The sequence below is a fragment of the Pseudomonas sp. EU05-FHT14B02 genome (assembly GCF_058791055.1).
In genome coordinates, this window is the sequence record NZ_JBYTDD010000012.1 from 13,438 (window position 1) to 29,729 (window position 16,292).

Below are 16,292 nucleotides of genomic sequence, written 5' to 3' on the forward strand. Positions count from 1 at the left end.
GCCGGGAATAAAAAACCCGCGCCTCTTGCAAGGCGCGGGTTCTTTCATTGCTTCAAACGATCAACGCTCGAGCAGGATCCGCAGCATGCGACGCAGCGGTTCGGCCGCGCCCCACAGCAACTGGTCGCCGACGGTGAACGCACCGACAAATTGCGAGCCCATGTTCAGCTTGCGCAGACGACCAACCGGGATGTTCAGGGTGCCGGTGACCTTGTTCGGGCTCAGCTCCTGAATGCTGGTTTCGCGGTTGTTCGGCACCAGCTTGACCCAAGGGTTGTGCTGGCTGATCAACCCTTCGATATCAGCGATCGGCACGTCTTTGTTCAGCTTGATGGTCAGCGCCTGGCTGTGGCAGCGCATGGCGCCGATGCGCACGCAGATGCCATCGACCGGGATCGGGCTCTTGAAGCGACCGAGGATCTTGTTGGTCTCGGCCTGGGCCTTCCACTCTTCGCGGCTCTGACCGTTCGGCAGTTCTTTGTCGATCCACGGGATCAGGCTGCCGGCCAACGGTACGCCGAAGTTTTCAGTCGGGTAAGCGTCGCTGCGCATGGCTTCAGCCACACGGCGGTCGATGTCGAGGATCGCGCTGGCCGGATCGGCCAGTTGATCGGCAACAGCGGCGTGGGTCGCGCCCATTTGCTTGATCAGTTCACGCATGTTCTGCGCGCCGGCACCGGAGGCCGCCTGATAAGTCATGGCGCTCATCCACTCCACCAAGCCAGCCTCGAACAGACCGCCCAGGCCCATCAGCATCAGGCTGACGGTGCAGTTGCCGCCGATGTAGTTCTTGGTGCCCGCGTCCAGTTGCTGGTCGATGACCTTGCGGTTGACCGGATCCAGAACGATCACCGCGTCATCCTGCATACGCAGGCTGGAAGCGGCGTCGATCCAGTAACCCTGCCAGCCGGCTTCACGCAGCTTGGGGAAGACTTCGCTGGTGTAGTCGCCACCCTGGCAGGTCAGAATCACGTCGAGGGTTTTCAGCTCTTCAATGCTGTAAGCGTCCTTGAGCGGAGCAATGTCCTTGCCCACGGACGGGCCTTGGCCACCGACATTGGAAGTGGTGAAAAACACCGGCTCGATAAGATCGAAATCCTGCTCTTCCAGCATCCGCTGCATGAGCACGGAACCGACCATGCCGCGCCAACCGATCAGACCTACACGTTTCATCGCAACTACACCTTCTTGAAATGTGGACCGCTACCTTGTCTTGAATTTGGCAGCGGGCCCGAGAGATTACAGATTCCGCAGCGCGGCGACTACTGCGTCACCCATTTCCTGCGTACCGACTTTAGTGCAACCGGCCGACCAGATGTCACCGGTGCGCAAGCCCTGATCCAGCACCAGGCTGACGGCTTTCTCGATGGCATCGGCCGCGGCCTGCTGGTTGAAGCTGTAACGCAACATCATCGACACCGACAAAATGGTCGCCAGCGGGTTGGCGATGCCCTTGCCCGCGATGTCTGGGGCCGAACCGTGGCACGGCTCGTACATGCCCTTGTTGTTGGTGTCCAGGGACGCCGACGGCAGCATGCCGATGGAACCGGTGAGCATCGAGGCCTGGTCGGACAGGATGTCGCCGAACATGTTGTCGGTGACGATCACGTCAAACTGCTTCGGTGCGCGTACCAGCTGCATCGCGGCGTTATCGACGTACATGTGGCTCAGTTCGACTTCAGGATAATCCTTGGCCACTTGCTCGACCACTTCACGCCAAAGCTGGCTGGACGCCAGTACGTTGGCCTTGTCCACCGAGCACAGCTTCTTGCCACGCACCATGGCCATGTCAAAACCGACACGGGCGATACGGCGGATTTCGCTTTCGCTGTACGGCAGGGTGTCGTAGGACTGACGCTCGCCGTTTTCCAGGGTACGGGTACCACGAGGCGCGCCGAAGTAGATGCCGCCGGTCAGCTCACGAACGATCAGAATGTCCAGGCCGGCCACGATTTCCGGCTTCAGGCTGGAAGCCTCGGCCAGTTGCGGGTACAGGATCGCCGGACGCAGGTTACCGAACAGGCCCAGTTGCGCACGGATTTTCAGCAGACCGCGTTCAGGGCGGATGTCACGTTCGATGGCATCCCATTTCGGGCCGCCAACGGCGCCCAGCAACACCGCGTCGGCCGCGCGGGCACGCTCCAGGGTCTCGTCGGCCAACGGCACACCGTGCTTGTCGATGGCAGCGCCACCGATCACATCAAAGCTCAGCTCGAAACCCAATGCGAACTTGTCGCTGGCCAATTCCAGCACCTTGACCGCTTCGGCCATGATTTCCGGGCCAATACCGTCACCTGGGAGAATCAGAATCTGCTTGCTCATGCTTTCCTCATGTCATCAGTCGGTGCGCCTTGGGCGCACCCGGAAAAATTCTATCGCTCGGCCATCAGTACCAGCACATCTGTACTGAACGAACCATCGGCCTCAATCTCAAAATATTCGCGCACTTCATTACCCATCGACTGCTGCAACTCGCGGATCGCCGCGCGCATCACTTGCGGTGTGCGCATGCGCTCGACCCAGCTGTTGTATTCCAGGCGCAAGCGCTGACGGGTGGTACTGCGGGTGTGCAGCCCCGCCTCGCTGACCTGGCGCAACCACTCGCCAGCGGAATAATCGCGCACATGGCTGGTATCACGCAGCACTTCGACGCTTTGCAGGTAAGTGTCGAACAGAGGGCTACCCGGTGACAACACGTCGACGAACGCCGCCACACCGCCCGGTTTCAGGACTCGACGCACCTCCCGCAGGGCCACGCCCAGGTCGCTCCAATGGTGCGCCGAATAGCGGCTGAAAACGAAATCGAATTCGCCATCGGCGAACGGCAGGCGCTCGGCGGCGCCATTGACCGTGGTTACGTTGCTCAAGCCACGGTCGACAGCAGCGGCAGCGACCACGTCGAGCATTTGCTGCGACAGGTCGTAGGCCACCACCTCTTTCACCAATGAGGCTACGTGAAAACTCACGTGACCTGCGCCGCAGCCCAAATCCAGCACCCGGGCTTCGCCCTGCCCGGCCAGCTCCGCCTGTAGCAGAGCGAATTCGGTGCCTTGAGCATGTACGGCGCTGCTCAGGTAAGCCGAAGCCTGCTCACCAAATTGCTTTTGGACTACCTGGCTGTGCTGGGCGGTGCTGGTCATGGGGACTTCCTTTTTTGGGGTGAGTCTTGTGGTGTCTGTTCCGGCCTCATCGCGAGCAAGCTCGCTCCCACAGGCTTTGTTTACGCCGCAAATCCAATGTGGGAGCGAGCTTGCTCGCGATGACGTCATTACGCCTTACGCAAAATCAAGCGTCGCGAAACAACCAAGGCTGGCTCGCCCGGTGCTTGGCTTCGAACGCCGCAATCGCATCGCCGTCCTGCAAGGTCAGGCCGATATCGTCCAGGCCGTTGAGCAGGCAATGCTTGCGGAACGCATCAATCTCAAAGCTCAACACCTTGCCATCCGGACGGGTCACGGTCTGGGCCTGCAGGTCAACCTGCAACTGATAGCCCGGATTGGCCTCGACCTGCTGGAACAGTTCGTCGACTTCGGCATCGCTCAAGATGATCGGCAGCAAGCCGTTCTTGAAGCTGTTGTTGAAGAAGATGTCGGCATAGCTCGGCGCGATGATGCTGCGGAAACCGTACTCTTCCAGCGCCCACGGCGCGTGTTCACGGCTGGAGCCGCAACCGAAGTTCTCGCGGGCCAGCAATACGCTGGCGCCTTGGTAACGTTCGGCGTTGAGGACGAAGTCCTTGTTCAGCGGACGCTTGGAGTTGTCCTGGTAAGGCTGGCCCACATCCAGGTAGCGCCATTCATCGAACAGGTTCGGGCCAAAGCCCGTGCGCTTGATCGACTTCAAGAACTGCTTCGGGATGATCTGGTCGGTGTCGACGTTGGCACGATCCAAAGGCGCGACAAGACCAGTGTGCTGGGTAAAAGCTTTCATGCTGCGCTCCTTCAGATCAATTCACGGACGTCGACGAAACGACCGTTTATAGCAGCGGCTGCGGCCATGGCGGGGCTGACGAGGTGAGTACGACCACCGGCACCTTGACGGCCTTCGAAGTTACGGTTGGAGGTCGATGCGCAATGCTCACCGGACTCCAGGCGGTCCGGGTTCATCGCCAGGCACATCGAGCAACCCGGTTCACGCCATTCGAAACCGGCCTCGAGGAAAATCTTGTCCAGGCCTTCCGATTCAGCCTGGGCTTTAACCAGGCCCGAGCCCGGCACCACGATGGCCTGCTTGATGGTAGAGGCCACTTTACGACCCTTGGCGATCACGGCCGCCGCACGCAGGTCTTCGATCCGCGAGTTGGTGCAGGAACCGATGAACACGCGGTCGAGCTGAATGTCGGTGATCGCCTGGTTGGCAGTCAAACCCATGTACTTCAAGGCACGGACGATGGAGTCGCGCTTGACCAGGTCCATTTCCTTCGCAGGATCCGGCACGTTCTGATCTACCGCCAGGACCATTTCCGGCGAAGTGCCCCAGCTGACTTGCGGCTTGATCTGGGTGGCGTCGAGTTCAACCACGGTATCGAACACCGCATCGGCATCGGACACCAGGTCTTTCCAGGCTTCGACGGCCATGTCCCACTCCGCGCCCTTCGGTGCGAACGGACGGCCCTTGACGTATTCAACGGTTTTCTCATCCGCCGCCACCAGGCCTACGCGAGCGCCGGCCTCGATGGACATGTTGCAGATGGTCATACGACCTTCGACGGACAGGTCGCGAATCGCGCTGCCGGCGAATTCGATGGCGTGGCCGTTACCGCCGGCGGTGCCGATCTTGCCGATCACCGCAAGCACGATGTCCTTGGCGGTCACGCCGAACGGCAATTGACCTTCGACGCGTACCAGCATGTTTTTCATTTTTTTGGCGACCAGGCACTGGGTGGCGAGCACATGCTCGACCTCGGAAGTGCCGATACCGTGAGCCAATGCGCCGAATGCGCCATGGGTCGAGGTATGGGAGTCGCCGCAGACCACAGTCATACCGGGCAAGGTTGCGCCTTGCTCCGGGCCGATGACGTGGACGATGCCCTGGCGTACGTCGTTCATCTTGAACTCGACGATGCCGTATTCATCGCAATTGTCATCGAGGGTCTGGACCTGCAGGCGCGAAACCTGGTCAACGATGGCGTCGATGCCGCCCTTGCGCTCCGGCGTGGTCGGTACGTTGTGGTCCGGGGTCGCGATGTTGGCATCGATGCGCCATGGCTTGCGCCCGGCCAGACGCAGGCCTTCGAAGGCTTGCGGCGAAGTCACTTCGTGGATGATGTGACGATCGATGTAGATCAGCGCAGAGCCATCGTCGCGCTGCTTGACCAAATGCGAATCCCAGAGCTTGTCGTAGAGCGTTTTGCCGGCCATCAGACGGTTTCCTCATCAGCTTGTTTCTATGCCCTGGGTCTTGAGCGATTCAATAACCCCTTGGCTTGTGAGGCTGATCCTATGGGGTTACATTAAATAACTCAAATTCATATTTTTTATGCTTTGGATAACCAACTGGAATACAACTATGGACCTGGCCAACCTCAATGCCTTTATTGCCATCGCCGAGACCGGAAGCTTCTCCGGCGCCGGGGAACGGCTGCACCTGACCCAGCCGGCCATCAGCAAGCGCATCGCCGGGCTGGAGCAGCAATTGAAGGTGCGGTTGTTCGACCGTCTGGGTCGTGAAGTGGGTCTGACCGAGGCCGGGCGCGCCCTGCTGCCGCGGGCTTATCAGATTCTCAATGTCCTCGATGATACGCGCCGTGCCCTGACCAACCTCACCGGCGAAGTGACCGGCCGTCTGACCCTGGCCACCAGTCACCACATCGGCTTGCACCGTTTGCCGCCCTTGCTGAGGGAGTTCACCCGACTCTACCCACAAGTGGCGCTGGATATTCAGTTCCTCGATTCGGAAGTGGCCTACGAGGAAATTCTCCATGGCCGCGCCGAACTGGCGGTCATTACCCTCGCGCCAGAACCCCATGCGCTGGTCAAGGCCACCCCGGTATGGGACGACCCGCTGGATTTCGTGGTTGCGCCGGAGCATTCGTTGCTCAATAACGGCAAGGTCAGCCTGGCGGACATCGCCCGACACCCGGCGGTCTTCCCCGGTGGCAATACCTTTACCCACCACATTGTGCAGCGGCTGTTTGAAGCCCAGGGCCTGACGCCAAACATCGCCATGAGCACCAACTACCTGGAAACCATCAAAATGATGGTCTCGATCGGCCTGGCCTGGAGCGTTTTACCGCGCACCATGCTCGATGACCAGGTGGCGCGCATACCTTTGCCGGGCATACAGCTCACTCGCCAGCTAGGCTATATCTTGCACACAGAAAGGACGCTGTCGAATGCTGCGCGGGCCTTCATGGCCTTGCTGGACGCTCAACTCGATCTGCCAGGGACTCAAGGCTAAGCTGTGCTAATCCTGTAGAGCCGCGAATTCCTGCACCAAACGCCCATTCAGCCTAAGGCTTGCCAATGCCCAAATCTGTTGACCGTATTCCGCCAATGCCGCGTATACAGGCACTTGACCCGAAAAGCTCCGAACAGAGCTGGGAAAGTGCCCCGCAATTGTTGGCCGCGCTCAACGGCGCGCGTCTGGGTGCCTGGTATTGGGACATCGAGCGCGGGCAAATCAGTTGGTCCCGGGGCACGCAGGCGCTGTTCGGCTTCGATCCCCGCAAACCGTTGCCATCGGATCTGGAATATCTTGACTTGCTGCCTCCGGAGGATCGCGCGAAAACCGTTCGCGCGTTCCACGCAGTCATCGCAGGCGCACCGCTGGAGCAAGCGATGCATCACCGCATCCGCTGGCCCGATGGCAGCCTGCACTGGCTGGAAATCAGCGGCAGCTTGTTACCGGACAAGCACGGTCGGCCACGGATGATCGGTGTGATCCGCGAGATTACCCACCAGCGCCAGCGCGAACAGGCGTTGAGCAGCTCGGAAAAACGCTTCGCCACCCTGTTCCACCTGTGCCCCAACATGGTCCTGCTGACTCGCCAGGAAGACGGCCTGATCACCGAAGCCAACCAGTATTTCGAAAGCCTGTTCGGCTGGCCGGTGCAAAACGCGATTGGCCGCACCACCCTGGAACTGGGCCTGTGGGTGCATCCCGAACAACGGGCCGAACTGGTCAAAGCCACTAAAGCCAAAGGCGACCTGGTCAGCATGGAAGTGCAGTTTCGCGCCAGCAATGGCCAGGTCCACGACGGCATCCTCAGTGCGCAAAAGGTCGAGCTCGAAGGCCAGCCCTATCTACTGAGCACATTCCTTGACACTACCGAACGCAAAGTCGCCGAACAGGCCCTCAAGGACAGCCAGGAACGCCTCGACCTGGCACTGGACTCGGCGCAACTCGGCACCTGGGACTGGCACATTCCCAGCGGCATGCTCTACGGATCGGCACGGGCCGCCCAACTGCACGGTCTGGACGCCAAGCCCTTCCACGAGTCCTTCGACGAGTTCTTCGAAGGCGTGCCCGGCGAAGAACGTGACACGATGCGCGACGCTTACCGCAGTCTGCGTGAAGGCCCGGCCGGCAACTATCAATTGACCTACCGCGTGCAATTGCCCGACGGCACCTCGCGCTATCTGGAAAGCCGTGCCCGTCTCTACCGCGATGACAACGGCGTGCCGGTGCGCATGGCCGGCACCTTGCTCGACATCACTGATCAGGTGGAGCGCGAACAACGGCTGGTGGCCTCCGAAGAGAAATTCGCCACGCTGTTCCAGGTCAGCCCCGATCCGATCTGCGTCACCCGCCAGGACTCCGGCCAGTTCATTGAAATCAACTCCAGCTTCACCCAGACCTTCGGCTGGAGCACCGCCGATGTGATCGGCCGCAGCGCCGACGAAATCGGCCTGTGGGACGCTTCGGCGAAAAGCCTGCGACGAATCGAACAAGTGATCCGCGAACAAGGCCTGAACAACGTGGCCATTCTGGTCCAGCACAAGGACGGACAGACCCTGACTTGCGTGATTTCCAGCCGCCAGATCAGCGTCGGCGACCAGCCCTGCATCGTCACCACCCTGCGCGATATCACCCAGCAACAGCGCTCGGAAGCGGCGCTCAAGGCCAGTGAAGAGAAATTCGCCAAGGCCTTCCACTCCAGCCCCGACGCCATCACCATCACCGAGCGCGACACTGGACGCTATCTGGAGGTCAATGACGGCTTCTGCCGCCTGACCGGTTACCGCGCCGAGGAAGTGGTAGGCCGCACGGTGTACCAAGTCGGGATCTGGGCTGAAGAAAAACAACGCTCGGCGCTGCTGGCCGAATTGCAGATCAAGGGGCGGGTTCATCACCAGGAAATGCTCGGGCGCAACAAACGCGGCGAACTGCTCACCGTCGAAGTCTCGGTGGAACCGATCACCCTCAATGAAACCGCCTGCCTGCTGTTGACCGCGCGCGACGTCAGCCTGCTGAAAAACGCCGAAGCGCAGATTCGCCACCTGGCCTACCACGACCCACTGACCAATCTGCCCAATCGCGCGCTGCTGATGGACCGCCTGAGTCAGCAGATCGCTCTGCTCAAACGGCATAGCCTGCGTGGCGCGCTGATGTTCCTCGACCTCGACCATTTCAAGCACATCAACGACTCCCTCGGGCACCCGGTGGGTGATACCGTGCTGAAAATCATCACCGCACGCCTGGAAGCCAGCGTGCGCATGGAAGACACCGTTGCGCGCCTGGGCGGTGACGAATTCGTGGTACTGCTCAGCGGTCTCGAAGGTTCGCGCAGCGAGGTCAGCGATCAGGTTCGCCAACTGGCCGACACCATCCGCGAGCTGCTTTCCGAACCGATGTTCCTCGACGGCCAGCGTCTGCAAGTGACACCCAGCATCGGCATTGCGCTGATCCCCGATCACGGCTCGACCCCGACCGACCTGCTCAAGCGCGCCGACATCGCGCTCTATCGCGCCAAGGACTCGGGTCGCAATACCGCGCAGATGTACCACAACACCATGCAGAAGGCCGCAAGCGAACGCCTGCGCATGGAAACCGACTTGCGCCTGGCCCTTTCCCGGGGCGAGTTTCGCGTGCATTACCAACCCCAGGTCGACGCCCGGGGCGACCGCATCGTCGGCGCCGAGGCCCTGGTGCGCTGGAATCATCCGGAACTCGGCCCGCAGTCACCCGCCGAGTTCATCAAGGTGCTGGAAGACAGCGGACTGATTCTGGAGGTCGGCACCTGGATCCTCGACGAAGCCTGCCAGGCCTTCAAACAGTTGATCGACAACGGCCTGGTGAATCCGTACAAATTCAGCTTGTGCGTGAATATCAGCCCGCGCCAGTTCCGCCAGAACGATTTCGTCGAACGCGTCGAAAACAGCCTGAACTCCTATGGCCTGCCCTGCTCCCTGTTGAAACTGGAAATCACCGAAGGCATCGTGATCCAGAACCTGGAAGACACCATCAGCAAAATGCGCCGCCTGAAAAAACTCGGTGTGAGCTTCGCCATGGACGACTTCGGCACTGGCTACTCCTCGCTGACCTACCTCAAGCGCTTGCCGGTCGACACCCTGAAAATAGACAAGTCATTCATCCGCGACGCCACCAGCGACCCGAACGACGCCGAGATCATCCGCGCCATCGTCGCCATGGCCCACAGCCTGGATTTGAAGGTGATTGCCGAAGGGGTCGAAACAGCGGAGCAGCTTGAGTTCCTGCAGGGGCTGGAGTGTCACTTCTACCAAGGGTATTTGCACAGCCAGCCGTTGCCGGTGGAGGAGTTTCAGTTATTGCTCAAATAGGCGGTGGAGGAATCATTCTCACTCGCCAATCATCAGGTGACTTGAATTCAGAACAAACCTACACCAGATAAAGAAACGTCTGATTTATCTCCGTTATCGCCTCACCTAGCGTGCTCGTCCCTGCAGATAACACAAGGACAGATCAGGCATGAGGCGCTATCACATCACCGTCGGGGCCAAAACCACTGCCGACGGCACCGTGCGTACCGGCTGGGACTGCAGCACGATCAATGGCCAGGCCATGGCCCGCGAAGGCGATGTGGTCGATTGCCCGAAATGCGACAGCACCGGGACGATTGTCTGCGATGGCCCGCGTCTGGTGGATCTGCTGGAGGATCGTAACGCCGCTCTGGACGGTGACCTGTGCAAGTGTAAGTGCGACCCACCGCCGCGGCTGATTGCCAACCAGACCCTCAGTAGTCAAGAGATCGAGGGCGGCTTCGCGCCGTATGCCCGAGCCACCGCTCACCCCACGACGCCGGTCACGCCTCGCCCTTCGACAGCCGAACCTCGCCCTTCCAGCTTCACGTCGCCCCCGAGCCGTCCTGCAACGAGCACCAGCGAACTGCCGGGACAGGTCTGCGAGAATCTCTGGCGCAGCTACCAGCAAAGGGTTGAAAACATCGTGGCGCCGGGCGGCCAGTTGATTACCGACCCGAAAACACGCAACAAGGCGATCAACGCCGCCTACGCCCAGCTATGGCGCCACGACCCGCGCTTCCAGTGGGCCGGGCTGGCGGCATTCGCCTCGAAACAGGTGGGCTGTGGATTGCTGCACGCGGCCGAGACGCTTGAGAAGATGCAGGTGGAAGAGCAGTCGATACAGCAACTGAGGGACAGTGCCAGACAAGGACTGGGTGGTTTGTTTAGCAGCAGTGAGCGGGAAAAGCGCGCGAAAATTCGCGAGTTCGAGCAGCGCCAGCACGAGTACGAACAGGCCAACCGCGACAACCCGGTGTGGGGCTTCACTCACTGGGGTGCCGACATGCCCTTGTCGTACTCGCAACGGATGTACCGGTTTGTGTACGAGATGCTGGCGATGGGCAATACCACGCTGTTTTTGGATGTGTATCCGTTGCATGTGTTCTACAGGGAACGTGGGTTGGAGGCGCTGAAGGATTGTCTGACCTCACGGAAAAACATTTATGGCAGCAGTCAGCATCCGGTGCTATGGCCAATCGGCGAGAAAACACTGAAGTTCGGGATTGACCACAAGGAAATCCTCCTGGCCTTCGAGGCGATTGAGGACGGTTACATCGCCGAGAGCGTTGAACATCTGGCCTGGCACGAGCAGCGCAATATTCTGCAACCGGCGATGTACAGCGACTGGCGATTCAACTCATTGCTGTACAGCAATCATCTTTCCTACCTGAGTGGTATCCCATCTGGCGCCGCTGAAGCCATCGAACTGACGTTGGCCAGTCAGTGCCGCCGCATCGATGACGGACGCACCATTGGTTTTAGCAACAGCCTCACTGCCAACCTGGCCGATATCAATCAGCGCATGCCCTTCGTGCTCAGAGCCGCCGAGCAGTTCGATGATCTATTACGCAGCAACCAGCGCGAACAGATTGAGCAGTCGATTCGGGATATCGCCTGGGGTGGAGGCGTGCGATGAGCCTGTTGCAGCTCATGGGCTGGCGACGTGGTGCGTTGGTACTGGCGGTCGCGGCCCTCCTGACATTGGCAGCGATTGAGGCCCTATCGGATGAGCCGGAAATTGCCCTGCTGATTGGCGAACCTTGGGAAAATATGCGCCAGCGCTCCAGCGCAGCCATTGATCCAGCCATCGCCGGACACTTTTGGGGGCGCTTGCCCAAGTCGGATGCCCGTCTTCGTTTCATCGATCCTCAATATGGGTTCATCACTCCACTGGCACGCTACTTTACGGTTACGTTCAATCGTGATGAGTCAATCAACGGTGTCAACATGTCCCCACAAATCGAACCTTTGCTGCTCGACGACACACTCAAGGTCGTGCTGGATCTACAGGAGCAATGGCGCAACGCTGGCTGGGTACCCATCAGGGTCAATGACTTCCCACCGTTCGCGGACACGCCGCATTGGCGTGCCCAATTACGCGATGCAAACAAAGGCGGCACATCCTATTGGCATGCAGGTACCCAGTATCAAGTGATGCTGGTGGTCAATCGCTTTAAGGATTACAGGCACCCCACCGAGGAGCGTTACCTGATCACGCTGTCACTGGCCACTCCATGGACGAATCCCTGACTTCCTCATCGCGACAAAATCACGCTGACATCTTTAGACCCACACACCAGGCGTCGCCACCAAATCCATCCCAAGATGCCATCTACACTCACTAACCATATCCCCAGCCCCAACTATCCAAGGCCGAGACCTCTCCAACGTGCCCAGCATCTACCAGATCAAACCTGCCTTTCAAAACCTCCTGCGCCCACTGGTCCGACGCTTGTTCGACAACGGCACCACCGCCAACCAGATCACAGTGCTGGCGGGCATTGGCTCGGTGCTGGTGGGCGCGGTGATCGCCGGGTTCGTGCAACACCCCTGGGTGTTTGTGCTGGTTCCCGTCTGGATGATCGTGCGCATGGCGCTCAACGCCATCGACGGCATGCTGGCTCGAGAATTCGGCCAACAGTCGCGTCTGGGCGCCTACCTCAATGAGCTTTGCGATATCGCCGCTGACTGTGCGCTGATCCTGCCTTTCGCCCTATTGCCGGACGTCAGCCTATGGCTGGTGCTGCTGGTGACCCTGCTCGCCTTGTTCAGCGAGTACAGCGGCGTGCTGGGGCCGATGATCGGCGCCTCGCGGCGCTACGACGGGCCCATGGGCAAGAGTGACCGGGCTTTCGTGCTAGGGGTCGTGGCCACTGGCATCGCGGTAGGCTGGATCAACGCTTTCTGGATCAATGGGGTGCTCGCGCTCATCGCAGTGCTGTTGCTCTGCACCCTGGTAAACCGGGTCCGCCAGGGCCTCAAGGAAGTACAACAAGACGGCTCTTCAGCCTAAGGAATTGGCAATGCGCGAAGCTCGCCAACAGACATTCACCACCCATGATGGCGTGGAACTGTTTTATCGATACTGGCCTGGCACCCCTGCCCCGGACGAACCGCGCAAGGCCGTGCTGTTGTTTCACCGGGGCCATGAGCATTCGGGGCGCATTGCCCATTTGGTGAATGAACTGGACCTGCCCGACTACGACTTTTTTGCCTGGGATGCCCGGGGCCATGGCCTCTCGCCGGGCGCTCGTGGCGACAGCCCGGGCTTTGCCACCAGCGTGCGCGACGTGCAGACCTTCTGCGAGCACCTGAAGTCGACTTACCAGATTGACGAGGAAAATCTCGCGGTGATCGCCCAAAGCGTCGGCGCGGTGATCGTCGCCACCTGGGCTCACGATTACGCGCCACGCATACGCTCGCTGGTGCTGGCGTCGCCGGCGTTCAAGGTCAAGCTGTATGTACCTTTCGCCCGCCAGGGGCTGGCGCTGATGCGCAAGTGGCGTGGCAACTTTTTCGTCAACAGCTACGTCAAGGCGCGGTTCCTCAGCCATGACCCGCAACGCGTCGCCAGCTACGACAATGACCCGCTGATCACCAAGGCCATTTCCGTGAATGTCCTGCTCGGTCTCTACGAAGCCGCCGAACGGGTCGTGGCCGATGCGCAGGCGATTCAGATACCCGTTCAGTTGCTGATCTCCGGCGCCGATTTCGTGGTGCATCGCCAACCCCAGGATCAGTTCTTCGATCGCCTGGGCAGCCTGCACAAGGAAAAACATGTGCTGCCGGGTTTCTTCCACGACACCCTGGGCGAAAAGCATCGCGGACCCGCCGTCGCCAGCGTACGCCGCTTCATCCTGCAGAACTTCGCCCAACCGAAGCCACGCCCTACCCTGCTGGCTGCCGATCGCCTGGGCCTGACCTGCGCCGAATCCGAATCATTGGCCGCACCGCTGCCGCACAACTCCCTGCGCGACCTCTACTGGCGCATGACCCGCACCAGCATGCGCCTGGGCAGCCAGTTGTCCTCCGGGATCAAGCTGGGGTTCGACACCGGGTTCGACTCCGGCAGCACCCTGGACTACGTCTACCGAAATACGCCCACCGGCACATCGGCGGTGGGCCGCCTGATTGATCGCAACTACCTGGACTCCATCGGCTGGCGCGGCATTCGCCAACGCAAGCTGCATGTCGAAGAGCTGCTGCGCCTGGCCATGCAGCAGTTACGCGACCAGGATCGCGAAGTGCGCATCGTCGACATCGCCGCCGGACACGGACGCTACATTCTCGAAGCCTTGCAGGGTGTCAGCCCGCTGCCCGAGTCGATTCTGTTGCGCGACTACAGCGACATCAATGTGCGCGACGGCAGTGCGCTGATCCGCGAAAAAGGCCTGGAAGGGATCGCACGATTCGTCAAGGGCGATGCTTTCGACCGTGCCGACCTGGCTGCACTGGAGCCCAGGCCGACGCTGGCGGTGGTATCCGGTCTGTACGAGTTGTTCGCCGACAACCAAATGGTCAGCGCTTCCCTCGCCGGTCTGGCCGACGCCGTGGAACCCGGTGGCTATCTGGTCTATACCGGTCAACCCTGGCATCCGCAGCTGGAGCTGATCGCCCGCGCTTTGACCAGCCACCGTGAGGGCCAGGCCTGGGTCATGCGCCGCCGCACCCAGGCGGAAATGGACCAACTGGTGGAGGCCGCCGGCTTTCGCAGGATCGACCTGCGCGTCGATGAGTGGGGCATCTTCAGCGTAGCCCTCGCGCAACGGGTGTCGTGATGCAGCTCACTGCAACGGAGACACGCGAGCCCGGCTTGCTCAAATCGGCAGTGCTCTGGCTATTGCTGCTGGCGCCGCTGTTCTTCGGCACCTATGGTTTCGCCACCTGGGTCACCGACCAGCGCGACGATGTCGGCAGCCTGGTGTTCGGTTGGGAAAACCATATGCCATTCTGGGCCTGGACCATTGTCCCTTACTGGTCCATCGACCTGCTGTACGGTTTATCCCTGCTGCTACCGCGCAGCCGCGAGGAACTGAAACGCCATGCCTTGCGCCTGCTGACCGCGCAGGTGATTGCCGTCAGCTGCTTTCTGATATGGCCGTTGCGCTTCACTTTCGCCCGTCCGGAACTGGATGGCGTGTTTGGCTGGCTGTTCGATGTCCTCGCCGGCTTTGACAAGCCGTTCAACCAGGCACCATCGCTGCACATCGCCTTGCTGGTAATCCTCTGGGCCTGTTATCAGCGGCACTTGCAGGGCATCTGGCGCACAGTGATGCATGGCTGGTTCGCCCTGATCGGAATCTCGGTACTGACCACTTACCAGCACCACTTCATTGATCTGCCCACCGGGGCGATGCTCGGCTGGCTGTGTGTGTGGTTATGGTCGCTGGAGGGCCCCTCGCTCCTGCAAACCGCGCGTCTGGCACCCCGGGGAACACGCTGGAAACTGGCGCTGTATTACCTGCTGGGGGCGGTGGCTTTCACTGTCCCGGCTTTTTCCTTAGGGGGAGTTTGGCTGTGGCTGCTCTGGCCGGCGCTGGCGCTGCTACTGGTAGCGCTCAATTACGCCGCGCTGAATGCGGGCGGCTTTCAGAAACGCGCCAATGGACGCCTGTCAGCCGCCGCCCGCTGGTTACTGGCCCCCTATCTGGCCGCTGCCTGGCTCAACTCGCGCCTGTGGACACGCAAAGATCCGCTGCCTGATCAGGTGCTCGATAACGTCTGGCTCGGACGTATACCGACACACCAAGAACTCAAGAACAGTGCCTTTACCGCCGTGCTCGACCTCTGTGCCGAACTGTCGCTGAACCCGGGCTCCGTCGCCTACCGATCGCTGCCTGTATTGGACCTGACCGCTCCCACTGCCGCGCAATGTCAGGAGGCAGCGCTGGCCATCGAAAGCCTGCGCCAGCAAGGTCCGCTGTTGGTCTGCTGCGCCTTGGGCTACTCGCGCAGCGCCACGGCGGTGGCCGCGTGGCTGCTGCACAGCGGGCGGGCTGCCAGCGTCGATGAAGCTATCCGGCTGATCCAGTGCGCGCGTCCAAGGATTGCTCTGGGTCCCCCTCAACGAAAAGCCCTTGAGCAGGTAGCGACCCGCATGGAGAGTAGCATTGTCCATTGATATGCATCTGCAGGTGACAGCCAGTCTGTTGCGTCGTGGCGACTTGCTGGATCGACTGTCCAATGGGCTTACCCTGTTGGGCGCCTTGTTCGGCCTGAGCCAGTCCCTCCTGGCCGACCAGAGCTTCTGGAGCGCGACCTGCAGCTGTGGGCTGCTGTTGCTCGGCCTGGGGCAAAAATACTGGGCGCTGCGGGTGGCATTCGATGCCGATCTGTTCCAACGCCTTGCCGAGCGCGCTGAAAACCTTCCCGAGCACACCCTGTCCCTGGATCAAGCGCTGACAACGCTGAATCTGCAGCCCGCCGAGCATGGCGGGCGCCCCTGGAGCGAACGTATCACCGGCGCCCTGAAGCTGTTGCGCCGCCAGGCGCTGCTAGTGGCGGCACAGGTGCTGTTGACCCTGTTTTTCATTCTGGCCGGCCCTTGGCTGAACTTTGCCGGATAAG

Annotated in this window: 13 protein-coding genes; 8 read left to right on the top strand and 5 right to left on the bottom strand. The window is 60.7% G+C overall.

Going from position 1 to position 16,292, the window contains the following annotated elements:
- Window positions 1-60: 60 nt before the first annotated feature.
- From asd to leuC, 5 genes are all read right to left on the bottom strand, one after another.
- Window positions 61-1,173 (bottom strand): aspartate-semialdehyde dehydrogenase, encoded by a 1,113-nt coding sequence (asd, locus tag AC3WTM_RS13040; protein WP_057715575.1) that lies wholly within the window; start codon window positions 1,171-1,173, stop codon window positions 61-63.
- A 66-nt stretch (window positions 1,174-1,239) separates the two neighbouring features.
- Complete coding sequence (gene leuB / locus AC3WTM_RS13045) at window positions 1,240-2,322, bottom strand: 3-isopropylmalate dehydrogenase (protein ID WP_102668756.1); 1,083 nt, start codon at window positions 2,320-2,322, stop codon at window positions 1,240-1,242.
- Between the two features lie 50 nt (window positions 2,323-2,372).
- Window positions 2,373-3,140, bottom strand: coding sequence for a class I SAM-dependent methyltransferase (locus tag AC3WTM_RS13050; protein ID WP_102668757.1), 768 nt, complete (start codon window positions 3,138-3,140; stop codon window positions 2,373-2,375).
- A gap of 145 nt (window positions 3,141-3,285) precedes the next feature.
- Entirely contained in the window at window positions 3,286-3,930 is a 645-nt protein-coding gene (gene leuD / locus AC3WTM_RS13055) for a 3-isopropylmalate dehydratase small subunit (RefSeq protein WP_015095895.1), read from the bottom strand.
- An 11-nt stretch (window positions 3,931-3,941) separates the two neighbouring features.
- On the bottom strand, window positions 3,942-5,360 hold the full coding sequence (gene leuC, locus AC3WTM_RS13060; protein ID WP_102668758.1) for a 3-isopropylmalate dehydratase large subunit: 1,419 nt from the start codon (window positions 5,358-5,360) through the stop codon (window positions 3,942-3,944).
- A gap of 148 nt (window positions 5,361-5,508) precedes the next feature.
- Between leuC and AC3WTM_RS13065 the strand changes: the two genes are divergently transcribed.
- From AC3WTM_RS13065 to AC3WTM_RS13100, 8 genes are all read left to right on the top strand, one after another.
- Window positions 5,509-6,399: a LysR family transcriptional regulator gene (locus AC3WTM_RS13065; RefSeq protein ID WP_102668759.1), complete on the top strand. Its 891-nt coding sequence runs from the start codon at window positions 5,509-5,511 to the stop codon at window positions 6,397-6,399.
- Window positions 6,400-6,464: 65 nt separating this feature from the next.
- Complete coding sequence (locus tag AC3WTM_RS13070; RefSeq protein ID WP_102668760.1) at window positions 6,465-9,743, top strand: PAS domain S-box protein; 3,279 nt, start codon at window positions 6,465-6,467, stop codon at window positions 9,741-9,743.
- Window positions 9,744-9,891: 148 nt separating this feature from the next.
- Window positions 9,892-11,361, top strand: a complete 1,470-nt coding sequence (locus AC3WTM_RS13075; protein WP_102668761.1) for a PAAR domain-containing protein — start codon at window positions 9,892-9,894, stop codon at window positions 11,359-11,361.
- Window positions 11,358-11,975, top strand: coding sequence for a hypothetical protein (locus tag AC3WTM_RS13080; protein WP_102668762.1), 618 nt, complete (start codon window positions 11,358-11,360; stop codon window positions 11,973-11,975). The genes AC3WTM_RS13075 and AC3WTM_RS13080 overlap by 4 nt, the downstream gene beginning before the upstream one ends.
- Before the next feature lie 139 nt (window positions 11,976-12,114).
- Window positions 12,115-12,738: a CDP-alcohol phosphatidyltransferase family protein gene (locus AC3WTM_RS13085; protein ID WP_102668763.1), complete on the top strand. Its 624-nt coding sequence runs from the start codon at window positions 12,115-12,117 to the stop codon at window positions 12,736-12,738.
- 10 nt (window positions 12,739-12,748) lie between these two features.
- Window positions 12,749-14,503 (top strand): bifunctional alpha/beta hydrolase/class I SAM-dependent methyltransferase, encoded by a 1,755-nt coding sequence (locus AC3WTM_RS13090; protein ID WP_102668764.1) that lies wholly within the window; start codon window positions 12,749-12,751, stop codon window positions 14,501-14,503.
- Complete coding sequence (locus AC3WTM_RS13095; protein WP_102668765.1) at window positions 14,503-15,846, top strand: phosphatase PAP2/dual specificity phosphatase family protein; 1,344 nt, start codon at window positions 14,503-14,505, stop codon at window positions 15,844-15,846. Before AC3WTM_RS13090 ends, AC3WTM_RS13095 begins: the two co-directional genes overlap by 1 nt.
- Window positions 15,836-16,291 (top strand): hypothetical protein, encoded by a 456-nt coding sequence (locus tag AC3WTM_RS13100; RefSeq protein WP_102668766.1) that lies wholly within the window; start codon window positions 15,836-15,838, stop codon window positions 16,289-16,291. Before AC3WTM_RS13095 ends, AC3WTM_RS13100 begins: the two co-directional genes overlap by 11 nt.
- Window position 16,292 lies beyond the last annotated feature (1 nt).

Excerpts from the sequence above, each read along its gene's own strand:
- asd (WP_057715575.1), bottom strand. The coding sequence starts at position 1,173 with ATGAAACGTGTAGGTCTGATCGGTTGGCGCGGCATGGTCGGTTCCGTG.
- leuB (WP_102668756.1), bottom strand. The coding sequence starts at position 2,322 with ATGAGCAAGCAGATTCTGATTCTCCCAGGTGACGGTATTGGCCCGGAA.
- AC3WTM_RS13050 (WP_102668757.1), bottom strand. The coding sequence starts at position 3,140 with ATGACCAGCACCGCCCAGCACAGCCAGGTAGTCCAAAAGCAATTTGGT.
- leuD (WP_015095895.1), bottom strand. The coding sequence starts at position 3,930 with ATGAAAGCTTTTACCCAGCACACTGGTCTTGTCGCGCCTTTGGATCGT.
- leuC (WP_102668758.1), bottom strand. The coding sequence starts at position 5,360 with ATGGCCGGCAAAACGCTCTACGACAAGCTCTGGGATTCGCATTTGGTC.
- AC3WTM_RS13065 (WP_102668759.1), top strand. The coding sequence starts at position 5,509 with ATGGACCTGGCCAACCTCAATGCCTTTATTGCCATCGCCGAGACCGGA.
- AC3WTM_RS13070 (WP_102668760.1), top strand. The coding sequence starts at position 6,465 with ATGCCCAAATCTGTTGACCGTATTCCGCCAATGCCGCGTATACAGGCA.
- AC3WTM_RS13075 (WP_102668761.1), top strand. The coding sequence starts at position 9,892 with ATGAGGCGCTATCACATCACCGTCGGGGCCAAAACCACTGCCGACGGC.
- AC3WTM_RS13080 (WP_102668762.1), top strand. The coding sequence starts at position 11,358 with ATGAGCCTGTTGCAGCTCATGGGCTGGCGACGTGGTGCGTTGGTACTG.
- AC3WTM_RS13090 (WP_102668764.1), top strand. The coding sequence starts at position 12,749 with ATGCGCGAAGCTCGCCAACAGACATTCACCACCCATGATGGCGTGGAA.
- AC3WTM_RS13095 (WP_102668765.1), top strand. The coding sequence starts at position 14,503 with ATGCAGCTCACTGCAACGGAGACACGCGAGCCCGGCTTGCTCAAATCG.